Genomic DNA, 18,877 nt, shown 5'->3' with positions numbered 1-18,877 from the left:
ACTTGTTTTTAATTTCTATAGATTTTGTGATCCTTGCTTCTTTTCTCTTAAATGCATTCACCATAGTGAGAGGGATGACTAAATCTAAGCACAGTAACATTGGATAGTATTTTGTTTACAAAGATTAAAGAAAAGATTTCAGAAAGAAAAATGCAGCTGAGTACACTAAAAGTTGAAGCGGTTGCTGAGCCTGATAAAGAGCGATTGAATGGTAATCAGCGTTTGCAAGAAGCGTGTTTTATCTTTGGCTTACTAGCAACGATTTTTATTACTATCTCTTTATTTAGCTTTAACCCTGCAGATCCATCATGGACTCAAACGTCATGGGCTGGAACCGTAGACAACGTAGGCGGGTCATTTGGCGCGTGGATAGCAGATACGCTTTTCTTTGCCTTTGGGTCTTTGGCTTATTTACTACCAGTAATCTTACTAGCTTGCACTTGGATAGCTTTTCGTAAAAAAGAGCGAGAGGAAAATGAAGAGTTAGATCTTATGATGATCGGAACTCGTATTCTAGGCTTACTTATGCTCTTTTTAACTAGTTGTGCATTAGCTGATACAAGCTTCGATGATTTATGGTATTTCTCATCAGGCGGTGTGGTTGGCGATGTCTTGACAAGCATAACAATGCCTATTTTGAATTTACTTGGCTCAACGCTTATCTTTATGTTCTTGTGGGGAGCTGGCTTGACGCTATTCACTGGGGTCTCTTGGCTAACTATTGTTGATAACCTTGGTGGTTTCGCATTAGAAGGGATCAGAAGTATTGTTAATAAAGTGAGAAAAACCGAAGACGAAACGTACCAAGTCGAACATGAACATCGTCATGAAGAGAAAGAGGATGAAGCTGAATTTTCGAAAGCGGTAGACTCATTTGAGACACCTAAAATTTCTTCTCGTGAGTTATCTATGTTTGCCAATGCTCCGCAGGAAATGCAAACAAGTAATGTTGACCACTATGAAAGAGAGGCCGCTTATTCTGATGATCCTCTATTCTCGACAGTAAATGAATCTGTTTCTGAACCTATCGTTGAGTTGACGGAAACGACACCAGCTGTAGAAATGGAAAGTGCGGATACTGACAGTATTTATAGTTCTGTAGACGCACCTGTTTATTCTATGGCACCACAAGAGCAGATCGTCCCTGAGAGCTTAGAAGATGGTATTAATTTATCTATGCGCAGTAACGCGACTATTGCAGAGCTGGATAATGAAGCATTAGTCCAAGATCCGTTATTAAGTCAAGTAAACGCTGAGCAGTCATTCCCTACAGCTACTGTTGCCACAGTGAGTTCAGTGGCAATGGTTGCTGATTCTGAAGCGAGTATACTTGAGTCATTGAGTTCACAATATAATGAACAATACGGAAATGAGTTTGAGAACCCAGTATTTGAAAATGATCTTGAGGAAATATCAGACAGAGCGGTATCCGTTGATCCTTCTATTGAGCTTGAAGATAACCTAGATGAGAAAGAGGGAATTGATACTACTAATGAATCGAGTTTCTCTGCACTTGAGCAAGAAGTTGAAATTGAAGACTTAAAACAAGAAGAATCATTCAATGCATTAGAAGAAGAAACGCTACCTGCATTTAGCGCCGTAGAAGAGGTGCAACCTGAAACGCTTAATGAATTACACATTAATGCGTTCGATTCTTCTACAGAAGAGATTGAAACGGTTGAAATAGAAGAAAGTGATCTTCCTCATTTGTCTGCGAGAAGTGTTACGATTGAAGAGGCGGTAGTTGAAGACGCTAGAGACGAAGAGCTAACAGTTGAAGAAGAGCCTACGCATTCAGATGCGGATATTGCTGCGTTCCAAGCTTTAGTCGCCAAAGAAAAGGCAACGCAAGCGGCACTGCAGAATCCGTTCTTAGTTAACTCTGAGCCTAATCTACCAAAACCAACATCTCCGATGCCAACCTTGGATTTGTTATTTGCTCCAGATACCCGTGCAGAAATGGAATCTCGAGAATCACTAGAGCATACCGCTCGTTTGGTTGAAGCAAAACTGGCTGATTATAAAATTAAAGCACGAGTGGTGGATATCTTCCCTGGTCCTGTGATCACACGATTTGAGCTAGATTTAGCGCCTGGTGTAAAAGTAAGCCGTATTTCTGGTTTAGCAACCGATTTAGCGCGTTCTTTATCGGCAATGGCAGTGCGTGTTGTTGAAGTGATCCCAGGTAAGCCTTATGTGGGCCTAGAGTTGCCTAACTTTAATCGTCAAACGGTATTTTTCTCTGATGTGGTTGGCAGTGATACATTTAAAAATGCAAAATCGCCAACAACCGTCGTTATGGGGCTTGATATTGCCGGTGAAGCGGTTATTGCTGATTTAGCTAAAATGCCTCACGTACTGGTTGCTGGTACAACGGGCTCTGGTAAATCGGTTGGTGTAAACGTCATGATTTTGAGTGTGCTTTATAAAGCGACCCCAGAAGATGTACGTTTTATCATGATCGATCCAAAAATGTTGGAACTTTCTATTTATGAAGGAATCCCACATCTATTGACTGAAGTTGTGACTGACATGAAAGATGCAGGTAATGCATTGCGTTGGTGTGTTGGTGAAATGGAACGTCGTTATAAATTAATGTCAGCGTTAGGGGTTCGTAACCTACAAGGCTTTAATGATAAATTGAAAATGGCAGCAGCAGCAGGGCACCCAATTCATGATCCATTATGGAAACCGGGTGACAGCATGGATGAAATGCCACCATTGCTAGAAAAACTGCCATCTATCATTGTGATTGTTGATGAGTTTGCTGACTTGATGATGGTTGTTGGTAAGAAAGTAGAAGAATTGATTGCTCGTTTGGCTCAAAAAGCCCGTGCTGCAGGTATTCACTTAATCTTGGCAACCCAACGCCCATCGGTAGATGTTATTACTGGTTTGATTAAAGCAAACATTCCAACACGTGTTGCGTTTACGGTATCAACTAAAACCGATTCAAGAACTATTCTTGACCAAGGTGGTGCGGAATCTCTACTTGGTATGGGTGATATGCTTTACTTAGCACCGGGTTCTAACCATACCGTTCGTGTTCACGGTGCCTTTGCATCGGATGATGACGTACATGCAGTGGTTAATGATTGGAAAGCGCGTGGTCGTCCAAATTACATTGATGCGATTACTAAGAGCGAACAAGGTGCTGAAGCGTTACTTCCTGGTGAGAAACCAGAAGGCGAAGAAGAGCTAGACCAATTGTTTGATCAAGTGGTTGAGTTTGTAACCACTTCACGTCGTGGCTCTGTTTCTGGGGTGCAACGTCAATTCAGAATTGGTTATAACCGTGCCGCTCGTATCGTTGAACAATTAGAAGCGCATGGCATTGTTAGTACTCCGGGCCATAATGGTAACCGTGAAGTGATAGCGCCACCTCCAGTAGGCAGTGGCGATTAATCGAATTGGTATTATTTTTATTAGATAAGTGAAAATTATTGATGAAAAAGTTTTTAGTTTCTCTGTGTTTATTAAGTTCTAGTGTATTTAGTGCAGCAGTTTTGGCGTCTCCTCAAAGTGAATTGACTGAGCGTTTAAATCAAAATGCTGGCTTTGAAGCGGTATTTACTCAAAAAGTAGTGAGCCCAGAAGGGGATATTTTAATGCAAGGCGAAGGGGATGTGAAGATCTTACGTCCTAATTTATTTCGCTGGCATACTCAAACGCCTGATGAGAATTTATTAGTCACTGATGGCGAAACATTGTGGTATTACAATCCATTTGTTGAGCAAGTAACCTTAATGGGGCTTGAAAAAGCCACAACACAGACCCCATTTGTATTATTAACACGTAACAAGTCTTCTGATTGGGATAATTATTCTGTGACACAAAATGGTGATGCGTTCACCGTGTCCCCAAAATCTGATTCAGCAGTAAAAAGCGACTTTATTGTCAATATACAGCCATCAGGTAATGTCACTGGATTCTCTGTTGTAGAGCAAGACGGACAACGTAGTGACTTTAGCTTTACGAAATTTGAAGCGAAAAAACCAGCACAAAGTAATTTCACTTTTACTGTGCCAGAAGGTGTTGATATTGATGATCAGCGCTAATGAAAGATAAAGGATAAACGTGAGTAACTTCAGTTTAGATTTTTCAGCAGGGGACGATTTTCGTCCCCTTGCTGCTAGAATGCGCCCTCAAAATATTGAGCAATACATTGGTCAGCAGCATTTATTAGGCGTTGGTAAGCCATTGCGTCGCGCGTTAGAAGCCGGACAGATCCACTCAATGATTTTATGGGGGCCTCCTGGTACCGGTAAAACAACATTAGCGGAAGTAGCAGCTAATTATACCAATGCTGAAGTCGAGCGAGTATCGGCAGTCACATCTGGTGTAAAAGACATTCGAGCTGCAATTGAAAAAGCAAAAGAAAACCAAATCACAGGTAGAAGAACCATTATGTTTGTGGATGAGGTCCATCGCTTTAATAAAAGTCAGCAAGATGCTTTTTTGCCACATATAGAAGATGGCACGATCACCTTTATTGGCGCGACGACTGAAAACCCTTCTTTTGAACTCAATAACGCATTGTTATCGCGAGCGCGAGTCTACAAATTAAAATCATTAGAAAAACAAGATATTGTTCAGGTAATAGACCAAGCGCTTTTAGATAAAGATCGCGGCTTAAATGATGATAATTTTGTACTTCCTGATGATGTAAAATTACAACTGGCAAATTTGGTGTCGGGTGATGCTCGTATGTCACTCAATTATCTTGAGCTTCTGCATGATATGGCAGAAGAAGATCACGACGGTAAGAAAGTGGTGGACTTACCTTTATTAGCGGAAGTGGCAGGTGAAAAACTGGCGCGCTTCGATAATAAAGGCGACATGTGGTATGACTTAATCTCAGCCGTTCATAAATCCATTCGTGGTTCAAATCCGGATGCGGCACTCTATTGGACTGCGCGAATTATAGCTGCGGGTGGTGACCCACTTTATGTTGCGCGTCGTTTGCTAGCGATAGCTTCTGAAGATATAGGCAATGCTGACCCACGAGCGATGGAAGTTGCGATGAATGCGTGGGATTGCTTTACTCGCATTGGTCCTGCTGAAGGCGAAAGAGCGATTGCTCAAGCGGTGGTTTATTTGGCATGTGCTCCTAAAAGTAATGCCGTTTATACCGCATGGAAACAAGCGCAAATGGACGCCATTAATTCACCAGATTATGATGTGCCAAACCATTTACGTAATGCCCCGACATCATTAATGAAAGACATGGGTTATGGTGCAGACTATCGTTATGCTCATGATGAGCCAAATGCGTATGCATCAGGTGAGAATTATTTTCCACCAGAAATGCAGGATCGTAAGTACTACTTTCCAACAAAACGTGGCTTAGAAACCAAAATTAGTGAAAAGCTAGAATATTTAGCCCAATTAGATCAAAACAGCACCTTAAAACGCTACCAATAAAAGATCATTTTCGGTATCTTATTCGAATCGCAATTTGGAACTGAAAATTGCACAAAATTTTATTACTCAGTGTGTTCTGTATTATTTGAATACACAATGACCATAAGGCATAGGATTACAAATGCTTGATTCAAAATTACTTCGTACAGAGCTGGATGAAACAGCAGAGAAACTGGCACGTCGTGGCTTTAAGCTAGACGTAGAGACACTTCGCAATCTTGAAGAACAACGTAAGTCCCTTCAAGTTAAAACTGAAGAGCTTCAAGCGCAGCGTAATTCCCGTTCGAAGTCCATTGGTCAAGCAAAAGCGAAGGGCGATCACGAAGAAGCAGATCGCATTATGGCTGACGTTGCAAACCTAGGCTCTGAATTAGATGAAGCAAAAGTAGCACTTGCAGATCTTCAACAACAAATCGAAACTATCGCTTTGTCTGTTCCAAACATTCCTGATGATTCAGTACCGTTTGGTAAAGATGAAGAAGAAAACGTAGAAGTATTGCGTTGGGGTAACCCTCTAGCGTATGACTTTGAAGTAAAAGATCATGTTGAGCTTGGTGAAATGGCTGATGGCCTTGATTTTGCGAGCGCAGTTAAAATCTCTGGTTCTCGTTTTATCGTAATGAAAGGTCAATTTGCGCGTCTTCACCGTGCGCTTTCACAATTCATGCTTGATCTTCATACAGAAGAACACGGTTACATGGAAATGTACGTACCTTACTTAGTAAACCACGATAGCCTATATGGTACGGGTCAATTACCTAAGTTTGGTGAAGATCTATTCCACACAAGCCCATTAACAGAGCAAGTGAGTGATGTTCCTCTTAAGATGCTATCACTTATCCCAACAGCTGAAGTTCCAGTAACAAACATGGTTCGTGACACAATTACTGAAGAAGCTGATTTACCTCTGAAAATGACGGCTCATACACCATGTTTCCGTTCTGAAGCGGGTTCTTACGGTCGTGATACTCGTGGCCTTATCCGTATGCACCAATTCGACAAAGTTGAATTAGTTCAAATTACGAAACCAGAAGATTCAATGGCAGCGCTTGAAGAGCTAACAGGTCATGCTGAGAAAGTACTTCAACTTCTAGAGCTTCCATACCGTAAAGTAGTACTTTGTACAGGTGATATGGGCTTCGGTTCTCGTAAAACTTACGATTTAGAAGTATGGGTTCCAGCACAAGAAACGTACCGTGAGATCTCTTCTTGTTCAAACATGTGGGATTTCCAAGCTCGTCGTATGCAAGCGCGTTTCCGTCGTCAAGGCGAGAAGAAACCAGAATTAGTTCACACACTGAACGGTTCAGGTCTTGCTGTAGGTCGTACAATGGTTGCTATCCTAGAGAACTTCCAACAAGCTGATGGTAAGATTGCTATCCCTGAAGTACTACGTAAGTACATGAACGGTTTAGAATTTATCGGTTAATCTGTTCTATAGCATGGACTAGATAAACATTAAAAAGCCGCTGTATGTTAAGTCATACAGCGGCTTTTGTTTGTCTGCTATTTACATTATTTAAGCAGTGCTTGATTTAGCCACTGATCAAATTGACCTTTTGGTAATGCACCATTAATCATATCTACACGCTGGCCGTTCTTAAAGACCATAATCGTAGGGATAGAGCGGATCTGATATTGTGCAGCAATTTGTTGTTGAGCTTCCGTATTTACTTTTACACAACGAACTTGGCCATTGCGTTCAACGGCAACGTCTTCAAATACCGGAGAAAATCCAACACATGGATTACACCACGGGGCCCAGAAGTCGATAACAACAGGTTTATCACTATTCATTAAAGCAGCAAGATTATCAGTGGTACCTTCTAGCGGCTTTCCATCTAATAGGTGTTCTTTACAGCGACCACAAGTAGGTGTGTCATTAATGCGTTCAATAGGAAGGCGGTTGAGTCCATTGCATGATGGGCATCTAGATTGAAATTGAGACATGGTATTCCTTTATTATTTTCTGCAATAAGCAGTTTGTGAGCATAAAGAAATAATGGGGGTGTAAAGTAAGAGATTCAATGAGAGAGGATAATAAAAAAGGAGCAAATGAATGCTCCTTAGTCGTTAAAGACGAACGATAAAATTAATCACGTTTCCATAACATGTGGCAGAACTTGTGTTCAGGATCACGACTGACTAGCATACGAGCAAATACATCATCCAATACGTCTGATTCTTCATTGACTAAGCCAATGAGAACTTCCGCGTATACTTCGCCATCAACTTCAAAGCCAACGTGTCCAGCCCAATCATCACGAGTATCAACAACTTCAGCAGCGCCGCGATCATCAAATTGTAGAGTAAATAATGCAACATCAGCTGGTTCAAGGTTGTCTTGAGCCATTTCAAGGAAAATATCGTAAGCGACTTCGATTACGTCATCATAGCTAATTAGTTCAGTTGTCATGGTGGTTACCTTTAAAAAATACACAGATAAATTATCATGAATGGCCTTAGTAAGGCTAGAAGTATAAACAAATAGAAAGAGCAAACGTTTGCCTTTCATTGAGGCTAATATCAGTAGTTGCGGCAGAGTTATTGAGCGGCTAAACTTCGCACTTCTTCCATTAGCCAGTTGAATGATTATTTTATGAAATTTCCAGGTCAGCGTAAATCCAAGCATTATTTTCCAGTTCACGCTCGTGATCCATTAGTTAGCCAAGCTCAAGAAACCAAAAAAATGTCGCGTACGCACATTATCGGTATTGATCAAACGTTAGTGGATATTGAAGCTCGAATTGACGATGCTTTTATTGAGAAGTATGGCTTGAGTAAAGGACACTCACTGGTTATCGATAATGATAAAGCGGAAATGCTTTATAATGAGCTTAAAGATAACAACATGATCACCAACGAATTCGCTGGTGGTACGATTGGTAATACACTTCACAACTATTCAGTACTCGCTGATGATAAATCAACGCTGTTAGGTGTGATGAGTGAAGACATTCATATTGGTAGCTACTCATATCGCTACTTATGTAATACGTCTAGCCGAATGGATTTGAACTACCTTCAACCGGTTCCTGGTGCAATTGGTCGCTGTTTTGCGCTTATTAGCCAAGACGGTGAGCGTACGTTTGCGATCAGCGAAGGTGACATGAACCAACTTCGTGCAGAAAGCATTCCAGAGAAAATCTTTAAAAATGCATCTGCATTAGTACTGACTGCTTATTTAGTTCGTTGTAAAGATGGCGACCCAATGCCAGCTGCTACGATGCAAGCTATTGAGTACGCGAAAAAACATGACGTACCAGTAGTATTGACTATGGGTACTAAATTTGTTGTTCAAGATGATCCACAATACTGGCGTGATTTCTTAAACGATCATGTAACCGTTGTTGCTATGAATGAAGAAGAAGGTGAAGCGCTTACAGGCGCATCAGATCCTCTAGAAGCAGCAGATAAAGCACTTGACTGGGTTGATCTTGTATTATGTACTGCGGGCCCTGTAGGGCTTTATATGGCAGGTTATACAGAGGATGAAGCGAAGCGTGAGACTTCATTACCATTACTTCCAGGTACTATTCCAGAATTTAACCAATTTGAGTTTAGCCGTCCTGCAATTAAAGACAGCTGTGAAAATCCAATGAAGGTGTATTCCCATATCTCACCATACATGGGCGGCCCTGAAAAAATCAAGAATACCAATGGGGCAGGCGATGGTGCATTGTCGGCTTTATTACATGATATGGCAGCAAACCATTATCACCGTAATAATGTGCCTAATTCAAGTAAGCATCAGCACTCATACCTAACATACTCTTCGTTTTCTCAAGTATGTAAGTACTCAAACCGTGTAAGCTTTGAAGTATTAGCGCAACATTCACCACGTTTATCTCGTGGTTTACCAGAGCGTGAAGATTCGTTAGAAGAGTCGTACTGGGAAAGATAATTTCAGCATCTGCTTACTATTAAAATAGATGATATAAAAAACGGAAGCCTTAGTGCTTCCGTTTTTGTTTCTGGCTTTAAGATTAAGCGTTAATTGTTGTACTTAACACAAATGATTCATTAGGTTGAATTACTTTAGCTGTTTCTAGACTTGCAGCATGATAGGTTGATTCAACACACACCATCGTTTGATAACCATCATTGTTCATGTCACCCATAGATTCAGCGCCTTCAATCCACGGATTCCAGATAACTGCTGCATTGTGGCCAGTATTAGTTACAGACAGTGTACGTTGTGTATCAGAGACTAGGACGGTGTTTTCTGGCTGAGTGTAAACACGGTCAACCGCCGCATTAATCGATAATGTATCAACACCCGAACATACTTTCCCTTCCAGTAAGCCATCAATATAGCTTGATCCCATACCGGTAATTGTTGTGGTGTTAATATCAGCAACATTTAGGTACGTGTGTAATGCTCCTGAGCAGTTCCACGCTTTATTATCTGTATTTTTTGCATCAAGAGTAATCGTTAGCTGATCGCCAATTTCTACTGTTAAGCGAGCTTCAAATTCAAATGGCCAAATAGCTTTGGTTTTTTCTGAAGCTTCTAAACCAAGAACTACCATGACCCCATTTTCGTTTTCACGGTGTTCTATTAATGTCCAAGTACTATTGCGAGCAAAGCCGTGGGCAGGGTTAGCGATACGGCCAAACCAAGGCCAGCAAACAGGTACACCACCACGAATGGCTTTTTCAGGGTTAAAGATAGCTTCTTTACTCATCCAGATAAGGTCATCTTGGCCTTTTGGAGTGAAAGACAGTACATGTCCACCATGTAATGAAATAGCCGCTTCTGCTTTGTCATGAATAATGCGTACGATCTTAACATCATCAAGCTGAGCAATAGTAACGCTATCAGATAACACACTGATGGTTGGAAGGTGAGTAAGGTTCATAGGTCGCTCCTAAAATAATAAATACATATTCTTTTCCTTAGTTACACTCTAATCTAGAAAAGGAATAGGTACTTTTACTTAAATAACAGGTACAAAAAAGGCGACAATTAAGTCGCCTTTCATTCTTAAAAGATACAAAACCTTTTAAGTTAGCTTTCAAAGAAAGTCTATACCAATGCTTACTTAGAGATGTGAGCGATTAGGTCAAGAACTTTGTTTGAGTAACCGATTTCGTTGTCGTACCAAGATACAACTTTAACGAATTTGTCAGTTAGAGCAACACCAGCTGCAGCATCAAATACTGAAGTTTGTGTTTCGCCGATGAAGTCTTGAGAAACAACAGCTTCGTCTGTGTAACCTAGAACGCCAGCAAGCTCGCCTTCAGATGCTTCTTTCATAGCAGCACAGATAGCTTCGTAAGATGCAGCAGTTTTTAGGTTAACTGTTAGGTCAACTACAGAAACGTTAGCAGTTGGTACACGGAAAGCCATACCAGTTAGAAGGCCGTTTAGTTCAGGAAGAACAACGCCTACAGCTTTAGCAGCACCAGTTGAAGATGGGATGATGTTTTGAGAAGCACCACGGCCACCACGCCAGTCTTTAGCAGAAGGACCATCTACAGTTTTTTGAGTTGCTGTAGTAGCGTGAACTGTAGTCATAAGACCAGATTCGATACCGAACTTGTCGTTAAGAACTTTAGCAACAGGTGCTAGACAGTTAGTAGTACAAGAAGCGTTAGAAACGATGTCTTGACCAGCGTAAGAAGCGTGGTTAACGCCCATTACGAACATTGGAGTAGCGTCTTTAGAAGGACCAGTTAGAACTACTTTTTTCGCGCCAGCAGTGATGTGCTTACGAGCAGTTTCGTCGTCTAGGAAAAGACCAGTAGCTTCAGCTACAACGTCAACGTTGATTGCATCCCACTTAAGATCTTCAGGGTTACGCTCAGCAGTTACACGTACCGTTTTGCCGTTTACTACTAGGTTACCGTCTACAACTTCAACTGTACCGTTAAAACGGCCGTGAGTTGAATCGTACTTAAGCATGTAAGCCATGTATTCAACGTCGATAAGATCGTTAATACCAACAACTTCGATGTCGTTGCGCTCTACAGATGCACGGAAAACAAAACGTCCAATACGGCCAAAACCGTTAATACCTACTTTGATAGTCATTATAGTTGCTCCACAACTTAAATTTGAATTTCAGGTTTAAATTAACTGGTAGTAAAATTACAAAATCCTGAGCCAACCTGCAAGTAAAAATGCCATTTATATTGTTTAAAATCAAAAAATAGACCATATTCTGTTAACATAAAGAAAAATTCTTACGTAATTTATAGAAAATCTGGTCATTTAATAACCTTAATGACATGTTATGAAAAATAGTGACATAACTATTAACGCCATTTTACTAGGTTGCTGTAAAATTACTTTAGCAAATTATGTGCTACAAAGGTGAGTAGAAGCAAGGTTTAATTTAAATAAGTCTTAGGGGGTAGAATTTCAAATGGACAAATCAAAACAGTTTTCAGAATTTACAGAAGCAGATTGGCAAGAGAGTTTGACCCAAGAAGAGTTTGATATTTGTAGAAAACAAGGTACTGAAGCACCTTTTTCAGGAAAGCTGTTACATAATAAATCTACAGGGGATTATAACTGTACCTGTTGCCAAACTATTTTATTTGTTTCTGAGAATAAATACGATTCTGGATGTGGTTGGCCAAGTTTTGATGCCCCAGCGAATGAGCAGGCAATTCGATATATTGAGGATAATAGCCATGGAATGCAAAGAACAGAGATCCGCTGTCGTCAATGCGATAGTCATTTAGGCCACGTGTTTAATGATGGCCCTAAGACAACGGGTGAACGTTTTTGTGTTAATTCAGTATCGCTACATTTTAATAATAAAAACTAGCAGTGGAAATATCGGTTAGCTTTAATGCAATAAAAAAAAGGAGCACAGGCTCCTTTTTACTTCTGAATTACTTTTTTATTTGAACTGGTAGTAAAGAGGGGTGGAAGTTTTGCGCTTCAATACTTTTTGTTATTGTTTCACTGCTTTTTAGTAATGTTTCTTTTTCTTCCGCTGTAAATTGATACAGTAACTCCAATTGTTTTTCTGAAGCCACTTGTAGTTGAAATTCTTTACCTACTAAAGCCCAAATATACGCATGCTTTTTATTACCTTCTTTATGGTTAATACTCGCAAGCGATTTAATGATTATTGAGTGTAATTCATTTTCATAATCTTTCTCTGTTAGTAACTCTAATGAATGATTAAGAATTAGGATGGTTTTATTCCCATCACGTTGCGTATAAAAAGTGGCAAGTGCGTATTGTAACTCGGCAGATTCTAATGCTTTCGTTCCTTCTAATTGTAAAAATTCACGCAGTGCTTTTTTATCTCCAGTTGTCCAGCGATAAAAAAGAACCTTTGGTTCTGTAGAAGTTTGAAGCTCTAAAGATAAAGCATCAATAGCATCATAAGTATGAAGTAGAGCTTCAGAGCGTTTGGTTTTAATCTCTTTAGCGGTAATCGGTTCAATTTGTGCTGCGGAGGTTAAGCATTGCTGGTATTCATATGTTGCTTTAATTGTGTTTAATTTATCAAGATCACTTTGACTCTTTAATACTTCAAAACGACTCAATATAAGCGCCTCTCTTTGGTTCAAGCATTGGCCATCACGCATATTTAATTGTTGGCACTGTAAGTTTGCATGCTCTTCACATAATTGTTCTGTTGTTGGTTTTGAATCAAAACAGCCTGATACTAAAAGAGTAGCAAGCGCCACTAAGGTAAATCGTTGAGTCGTTAAAAGCATGATGATCCTATAGAAAGAAAAAGAGGAAACGTGATCCATTACACCAATTTATCGGCAGTATGTTGACTAACATTAATCAAAAGATATGGTTTCTGAGTCGTTAATATGGGGAATAAACAATGGATATTAATAAATTACTAGAATCAATGACACCAGAAGTATTTCAAAATTTGCAATATGCTGTCGAAACAGGAAAATGGCATAATGGTACGCCGTTATCTCAAGAGCAAAGAAGTACCTGTATGCAAGCAATGATGTTGTACCAATCAATGCATAATAAAGAAGCTCAACATATGACGGTTGCGGAAGGTGGTGACATCAGTTTTAAATCAAAAGCAGAACTTAAAAAGCAGTTTTCAAAAGGGCAAGAAGATATCGTCCGAGTTAACGTATCATCAGAATAAGTGATAATATTTCCCATCGCCTCCTTTTTTGAGAGTAATATCTCAGTGGTGAGAATATTAATGCCACATTGCTCCCAAAAAAAATCTATAAAATTGTCGATAAGCAGCAACTCAAGTACATTATCGACAATTTCATAGAATTAGATAAGTGGTATGATGAAAAAACCAAAGGGACAAGTTTTAACTAAGTTTGCAGCATTTGCTGCTGTATTCATACTACTTGCTGTTATTGCAGCACCTAAGTTTCTTAATAGTGGCTCTGTCAACAATACATCACAAGGTTCCTTAACCCTATACTCAGAATAAAACTGTGGCAATGCTTACAGAGTCTTGCACTCTGTATCTCTTTTTTATTTTACACTCTTCACTCTATCATGAGGCGCAGGTAATTCACTTCCACAGTGTTTACAATGCATTGCATCAGATTCATGCCCTCCTTTTCCACAATCTTGACAACGTATTAGATTTCTGTGCGCGTTCATTTCTTGGTTTAATTCTGCAGTAATAATCCCAGTAGGTACGGCGAGAATCGAATAACCTAATAGCATTGTTAATGAAGCCACAGCTTTACCCAGTGTAGTATGCGGAACCAAATCACCATAGCCCACCGTCGTAATAGTGACTATTGCCCAATAGATGCTTTGGGGAATGCTAGTAAATCCATTTTCAGGCCCTTCAATAACGAACATCAAAGAACCAAAAACAGAAACTAAAATGGCGACAGTACTAAAAAAGATGAAGATTTTTCTTTTTGCCATCAACAGTGAGCGTAAAAGAATGTTGGAATCTTGTAAGTAGCGAACTAACTTTAAAACTCTAAATATTCTCATTACACGTAAGAGACGAATGATTGCAATGTAGCTTGCGCTTGGAAAAAACAATGCTAGATAAGTTGGTAGTATTGCGAGTAGGTCAATAACTCCATAAAAACTTTTCGCATAAGAGCTAGGCTTTGGTGAGCAATATAATCGTAAAATATATTCGATAGTGAATATAGCAGTAAAAATATACTCTAATCGCCATAACAGATCACCATATATGGCATTGACTGAACTTATCGAATCTAAGATTAATGTCGCTTGAGAGGTAAGGATTAGTACGATCAATGCGATATCAAATCGCTTCCCACCTTTAGTATGTGTGCCAAATATCGTTGCATATAAATAATGTTTAAGGCGTTTTGTATTCATGATTAATTTTTGTGCTTAATGATAGGCTGTCTTTTATTAAGAATAATAAAAAAACAGTCTACTCTCTAGTACAAGTTTAAATCGTATTTATTTTATAGAAGGTAAAAGAGTCGTCATATTTACAGTTAAGTGATCTAGAGCAACTTATTTGATGCATAAACGATGTGAATCTGAGCGGAGATATACTACTCTTTAGTGGCACGAAGATTTCGCCATAATTTGTCATTTTTTAGCCTTTAATATGTAACTTTATTACAGTTTACATTTTCATAATGAAGGTTTTATCATTAGTTGTTATTTTTAAGCTCGTCATGAATGAAGTTAACTATTTGATCTAAATTGCATTTATACTGTGATGCTCGTTGGATTTAAGACGATAGTGGTAAATAAATTCTCATAACTGATCTGAATCAATACTTTTCAAATTGTGAAAGAATATAATCAGTTTTGAAAGCAATTTACTAAGAAGTTAAAGCAGGATTACAAGAAAATTGGCTGAGCTTAACTGCTAAAAAAGGATGAAAAAGCAGAATCCTTACTAAATAGTTTTTAATGAATTTTATAGTTTTTATTTTTAGGAGAAACAATATGCCTGTAACTAATTTAGCTGAACTTGATGCTCTAGTAGCACGCGTAAAAGCGGCGCAAAAAGAATTTGCGAACTTTTCACAAGAGAAAGTTGATGAAATCTTCCGTGCAGCGTCTCTAGCAGCTTCAACAGCTCGTATTGAACTAGCAAAAATGGCAGCAACTGAATCTGGCATGGGTATCATGGAAGATAAAGTTATCAAAAACCACTTTGCTTCTGAGTTTATTTATAATAAATACAAAGACGAGCTAACGTGTGGCATCATCGACCGTAACGATGAAGGCGGCACGATCACTATTGCTGAACCTCTAGGTATTGTTTGTGCAATCGTTCCTACCACAAACCCTACTTCAACAGCAATCTTTAAAGCGTTAATCTGTCTTAAAACTCGTAACGGTTGTATCTTCTCTCCACACCCACGCGCTAAAAATGCAACTAACTACGCTGCTAAAGTAGTATTAGATGCAGCAATTAAAGCGGGTGCACCAAAAGACATCATTGGTTGGATTGACCAACCATCTGTTGAATTGTCAAATACATTAATGAAACATGACGACATCAACATGATCCTTGCTACTGGCGGTCCAGGCATGGTTAAAGCGGCTTACTCTTCAGGTAAACCTGCAATCGGTGTTGGCGCGGGTAATACACCTGTAGTTATCGACGAAACTGCTGATATCAAACGTGCTGTTTCTTCTATCCTAATGTCTAAAACATTCGATAACGGTGTTATCTGTGCTTCTGAGCAAGCGGCAATCGTTGTTGAATCAATTTACGATGAAGTTAAAGCTCGTTTCGCTAAATACGGCGCGGTTGTTCTAAACAAAGAAGACGCAAATAAAGTACGTAAAGTACTGCTTATTGATGGCGCACTTAACGCTAACATCGTTGGCCAACCAGCATACAAAATCGCTGAGTTAGCAAATGTTAAAGTACCTACATCTACTAAAATTCTTATCGGTGAAGGCTTAGAAGCTTCATGGGATGACGAATTTGCTCATGAGAAACTATCTCCAACATTAGGTCTATTCAAAGCGAAAGACTTTGAAGATGCAGTACGTCAAGCGGGCATCGTATTAGACATAGGTGGTGTTGGTCATACTTCAGTACTTTACACTGACCAAGATAACAACGAAGAGCGTATCGCGTACTTCGGTGACAAAATGAAAACTGCTCGTATTCTTGTGAATACACCAGCATCTCAAGGTGGTATCGGTGACCTTTACAACTTTGAATTAGCACCTTCACTAACGTTAGGTTGTGGTTCTTGGGGTGGTAACGCTATCTCTGAAAACGTAGGTCCTAAGCACCTTATCAACAAGAAAATTGTAGCTAAGCGAGCAGAAAATATGTTGTGGCATAAACTACCAAAATCTATCTACTTCCGTCGCGGTTGTTTACCAATTGCAATGACTGACCTTGAAGGTAAAAAACGTGCATTAATCGTTACTGACCGTTTCTTATTCAACAACGGTTACATCGATGACCTACGCTCAATCTTAAAAGAGAAAGGCATGGAAGTTGAAGTGTTCCATGAAGTAGAAGCAGATCCAACATTAGCAGTAGTTAAAGCCGGTGCTGAAGCATGTGCAAGCTACCAACCTGATGTTATCTTAGCTGTTGGTGGTGGTTCACCAATGGATGCTGCGAAAATCATGTGGGTAATGTACGAGCACCCAGAAACTGATTTCGAAGACCTATCTATGCGATTTATGGATATCCGTAAACGTATTTACAAGTTCCCTAAAATGGGTCAAAAAGCTGAACTAGTATGTATCACAACGACTTCTGGTACAGGTTCTGAAGTTACACCATTTGCTGTTGTAACTGATGAAAAAACGGGTCAAAAATACCCATTAGCAGATTACGAACTAACGCCAAACATGGCTGTTGTTGATGCTAACCTTGTAATGGATATGCCTAAGTCTTTATGTGCATTCGGTGGTTACGATGCAGTAACTCACGCATTAGAAGCTTACGTTTCTGTTCTTGCAAACGAATACTCAGACGGTCACGCTCTGCAATCACTTAAGATGCTTAAAGAGTACTTACCAAGCTCTTACGCTAACGGTAAGAAAGATCCAATCGCTCGTGAGAAAGTACACAATGCAGCAACAATCGCTGGTATGTCTTTTGCGCAGTCTTTCCTAGGTGTGTGTCACTCAATGGCGCATAAATTAGGTGCAGAATTCCACATTCCACACGGTCTTGCTAACGCGTTATTAATTGCTAACACAGTACGTTTTAATGCGACTAACAACCCAACTAAACAAGCTGCTTTCTCTCAGTACGACCGTCCTAAAGCACGTGCTCGTTACGCTGAAATTGCAGAGCATTTAGGTTACCGTGAAGGTAATACTGAAACGAAAGTTAATGCATTACTTGGTTGGTTAGAAGAGCTTAAAATTGCACTGGATATCCCAATGTCAATTCAAGCGGCTGGCGTTAACGAAGCTGAATTCATGGCAAAAGTGGATTCAATTGCTGAAGATGCGTTTGATGACCAATGTACAGGTGCTAACCCACGTTACCCATTGATCAAAGAGCTTAAAGAAGTATTAATCGCTTCTTACTACGGTACGGCTTACGCTGACGTAATCGACGCACCAGAAGTGAAAGCAGAAGCAAAAGCGAAAAAAGCGAAGAAATAATTCGAAGCTAACAAGCTAAAGTATTTTCACTAGTATTTTGAAAATATGAGAACAATAAAAACCACCTTACTTCAAGGTGGTTTTTTTATGCCTGCGATATTTCTGAACATTTACTACATACAGTGGCTGGTATAAGCCAAATAAAAATTAGAGATATCAAAGGTTGTGTTTGATAGGTATTACGCTGTGGCCTCAATAATACGGCCATTGAAATAGTCATTCTTTAGTATGTATTCAGTGTTTTTTATCAACTCTTGATTGATTAAATTTACGTTAGAGTCTGATAGTAAGCTAGAAAGACAAGGAGTGACGCCACCAACTCTAATATTAAAAGGATTTAATTCTTTAGCCCAACTCTTTGTTAGACCTGCGAGCAATGAAGCTGAATGACCGAGTTGCTGAACTTGTGGTGAAAATTTCTGATACCCTAAATTAATTATTACGCCTTCTTTATTATGATCTCTCATATGGTTCGCGGTATATTGGCCATAAGAAAATAAGCTTTCAGTTAATTCAATTAGCTGAGAAGGAGCTTCATGTTGTTGATGTGAAAACAAGCTTGGTAGGGCTATATCAGTATAGTTGTTGATCAAAACATCGATTCCATTGGTAAATCTTTCATCAATGGAATGGAATAAATCATGAATACTTTGCGTCGATTGGTCTTTTAATTCGTAACTAACAACATTTGGGTTTAATTGATCGCAGAGTCTATGTGTTTCGTGTAACTGATAGTGATCTGAATCGGCAATAATAAGGGACGCACCAAGTGAGGAAAAATGGCATGCAATAGCTCGGCCCATAAAATTACCAGCAGATGTGATCAGAATAGTAGAATGTTCAATTTGCATAGCATCCCTTCCTCAAAGCATTTCACATTGTTGTTAAATAAAAGTGCTTTAATAATGGGATAGAAATATTACATCTGCTGTG

General features: G+C 39.5%; 15 protein-coding genes and 2 pseudogenes. 10 read left to right on the top strand and 7 right to left on the bottom strand.

The annotated features are described in order from the left end of the window. Window positions 1-99: 99 nt before the first annotated feature. The 5 genes and pseudogenes from F8B77_RS18080 to serS form a co-directional block, all read left to right on the top strand. Window positions 100-1,291 (top strand): annotated as a pseudogene (locus tag F8B77_RS18080) (DNA translocase FtsK 4TM domain-containing protein); the annotation flags it as partial. Window positions 1,292-1,842: 551 nt separating this feature from the next. Further along, window positions 1,843-3,405 (top strand): annotated as a pseudogene (locus tag F8B77_RS18075) (DNA translocase FtsK); the annotation flags it as partial. 41 nt (window positions 3,406-3,446) lie between these two features. After that, complete coding sequence (gene lolA / locus F8B77_RS01440) at window positions 3,447-4,058, top strand: outer membrane lipoprotein periplasmic chaperone LolA (protein WP_151653064.1); 612 nt, start codon at window positions 3,447-3,449, stop codon at window positions 4,056-4,058. A gap of 19 nt (window positions 4,059-4,077) precedes the next feature. Next, a complete protein-coding gene (locus F8B77_RS01435; protein ID WP_130048402.1) occupies window positions 4,078-5,424 on the top strand; it encodes a replication-associated recombination protein A in 1,347 nt (448 codons plus the stop codon). A gap of 121 nt (window positions 5,425-5,545) precedes the next feature. Beyond that, window positions 5,546-6,853, top strand: a complete 1,308-nt coding sequence (serS, locus tag F8B77_RS01430; RefSeq protein WP_151653062.1) for a serine--tRNA ligase — start codon at window positions 5,546-5,548, stop codon at window positions 6,851-6,853. 86 nt (window positions 6,854-6,939) lie between these two features. Here the strand turns inward: serS and trxC are convergent, their stop codons facing one another. Both trxC and F8B77_RS01420 read right to left on the bottom strand, forming a co-directional pair. Further along, a complete protein-coding gene (gene trxC / locus F8B77_RS01425; RefSeq protein ID WP_151653060.1) occupies window positions 6,940-7,374 on the bottom strand; it encodes a thioredoxin TrxC in 435 nt (144 codons plus the stop codon). 142 nt (window positions 7,375-7,516) lie between these two features. After that, window positions 7,517-7,840, bottom strand: coding sequence for an HI1450 family dsDNA-mimic protein (locus F8B77_RS01420; protein ID WP_105054367.1), 324 nt, complete (start codon window positions 7,838-7,840; stop codon window positions 7,517-7,519). A 183-nt stretch (window positions 7,841-8,023) separates the two neighbouring features. Here F8B77_RS01420 and F8B77_RS01415 point away from each other — a divergent pair, with 183 nt between their 5' ends. Further along, window positions 8,024-9,328, top strand: coding sequence for an inosine/guanosine kinase (locus tag F8B77_RS01415; protein WP_151653058.1), 1,305 nt, complete (start codon window positions 8,024-8,026; stop codon window positions 9,326-9,328). 82 nt (window positions 9,329-9,410) lie between these two features. Here F8B77_RS01415 and F8B77_RS01410 read toward each other — a convergent pair whose 3' ends face one another. After that, a complete protein-coding gene (locus tag F8B77_RS01410; RefSeq protein ID WP_151653056.1) occupies window positions 9,411-10,286 on the bottom strand; it encodes a D-hexose-6-phosphate mutarotase in 876 nt (291 codons plus the stop codon). A gap of 179 nt (window positions 10,287-10,465) precedes the next feature. Beyond that, complete coding sequence (gene gap / locus F8B77_RS01405) at window positions 10,466-11,461, bottom strand: type I glyceraldehyde-3-phosphate dehydrogenase (protein ID WP_130043206.1); 996 nt, start codon at window positions 11,459-11,461, stop codon at window positions 10,466-10,468. Between the two features lie 334 nt (window positions 11,462-11,795). Between gap and msrB the strand changes: the two genes are divergently transcribed. Next, window positions 11,796-12,203, top strand: coding sequence for a peptide-methionine (R)-S-oxide reductase MsrB (gene msrB, locus F8B77_RS01400; protein WP_130043207.1), 408 nt, complete (start codon window positions 11,796-11,798; stop codon window positions 12,201-12,203). 67 nt (window positions 12,204-12,270) lie between these two features. On the opposite strand, the gene F8B77_RS01395 is transcribed toward msrB, so the two are convergent. Next, on the bottom strand, window positions 12,271-13,110 hold the full coding sequence (locus tag F8B77_RS01395) for a DUF2989 domain-containing protein (RefSeq protein WP_130086667.1): 840 nt from the start codon (window positions 13,108-13,110) through the stop codon (window positions 12,271-12,273). Window positions 13,111-13,229: 119 nt separating this feature from the next. On the opposite strand from F8B77_RS01395, the gene F8B77_RS01390 reads away from it, so the two are divergent. Both F8B77_RS01390 and F8B77_RS01385 read left to right on the top strand, forming a co-directional pair. Then, window positions 13,230-13,514: a YeaC family protein gene (locus F8B77_RS01390; RefSeq protein WP_151653054.1), complete on the top strand. Its 285-nt coding sequence runs from the start codon at window positions 13,230-13,232 to the stop codon at window positions 13,512-13,514. A 156-nt stretch (window positions 13,515-13,670) separates the two neighbouring features. Then, window positions 13,671-13,820, top strand: coding sequence for a hypothetical protein (locus tag F8B77_RS01385; protein WP_151653052.1), 150 nt, complete (start codon window positions 13,671-13,673; stop codon window positions 13,818-13,820). Window positions 13,821-13,864: 44 nt separating this feature from the next. Here F8B77_RS01385 and F8B77_RS01380 read toward each other — a convergent pair whose 3' ends face one another. After that, window positions 13,865-14,704 (bottom strand): ion transporter, encoded by an 840-nt coding sequence (locus tag F8B77_RS01380; RefSeq protein WP_167512725.1) that lies wholly within the window; start codon window positions 14,702-14,704, stop codon window positions 13,865-13,867. A 588-nt stretch (window positions 14,705-15,292) separates the two neighbouring features. Between F8B77_RS01380 and adhE the strand changes: the two genes are divergently transcribed. Then, on the top strand, window positions 15,293-17,944 hold the full coding sequence (gene adhE / locus F8B77_RS01375; protein ID WP_151653048.1) for a bifunctional acetaldehyde-CoA/alcohol dehydrogenase: 2,652 nt from the start codon (window positions 15,293-15,295) through the stop codon (window positions 17,942-17,944). Window positions 17,945-18,123: 179 nt separating this feature from the next. Here adhE and F8B77_RS01370 read toward each other — a convergent pair whose 3' ends face one another. Next, on the bottom strand, window positions 18,124-18,795 hold the full coding sequence (locus tag F8B77_RS01370) for an SDR family oxidoreductase (protein WP_151653046.1): 672 nt from the start codon (window positions 18,793-18,795) through the stop codon (window positions 18,124-18,126). Window positions 18,796-18,877: the final 82 nt, after the last annotated feature.

The sequence above is a fragment of the Aliivibrio finisterrensis genome (genome assembly GCF_008933155.1).
Classification (GTDB): Bacteria; Pseudomonadota; Gammaproteobacteria; order Enterobacterales; family Vibrionaceae; genus Aliivibrio; species Aliivibrio finisterrensis.
The sequence above is the reverse complement of the archived record's forward strand: the minus strand, read 5'-3'. Positions and strand labels throughout refer to the sequence as shown.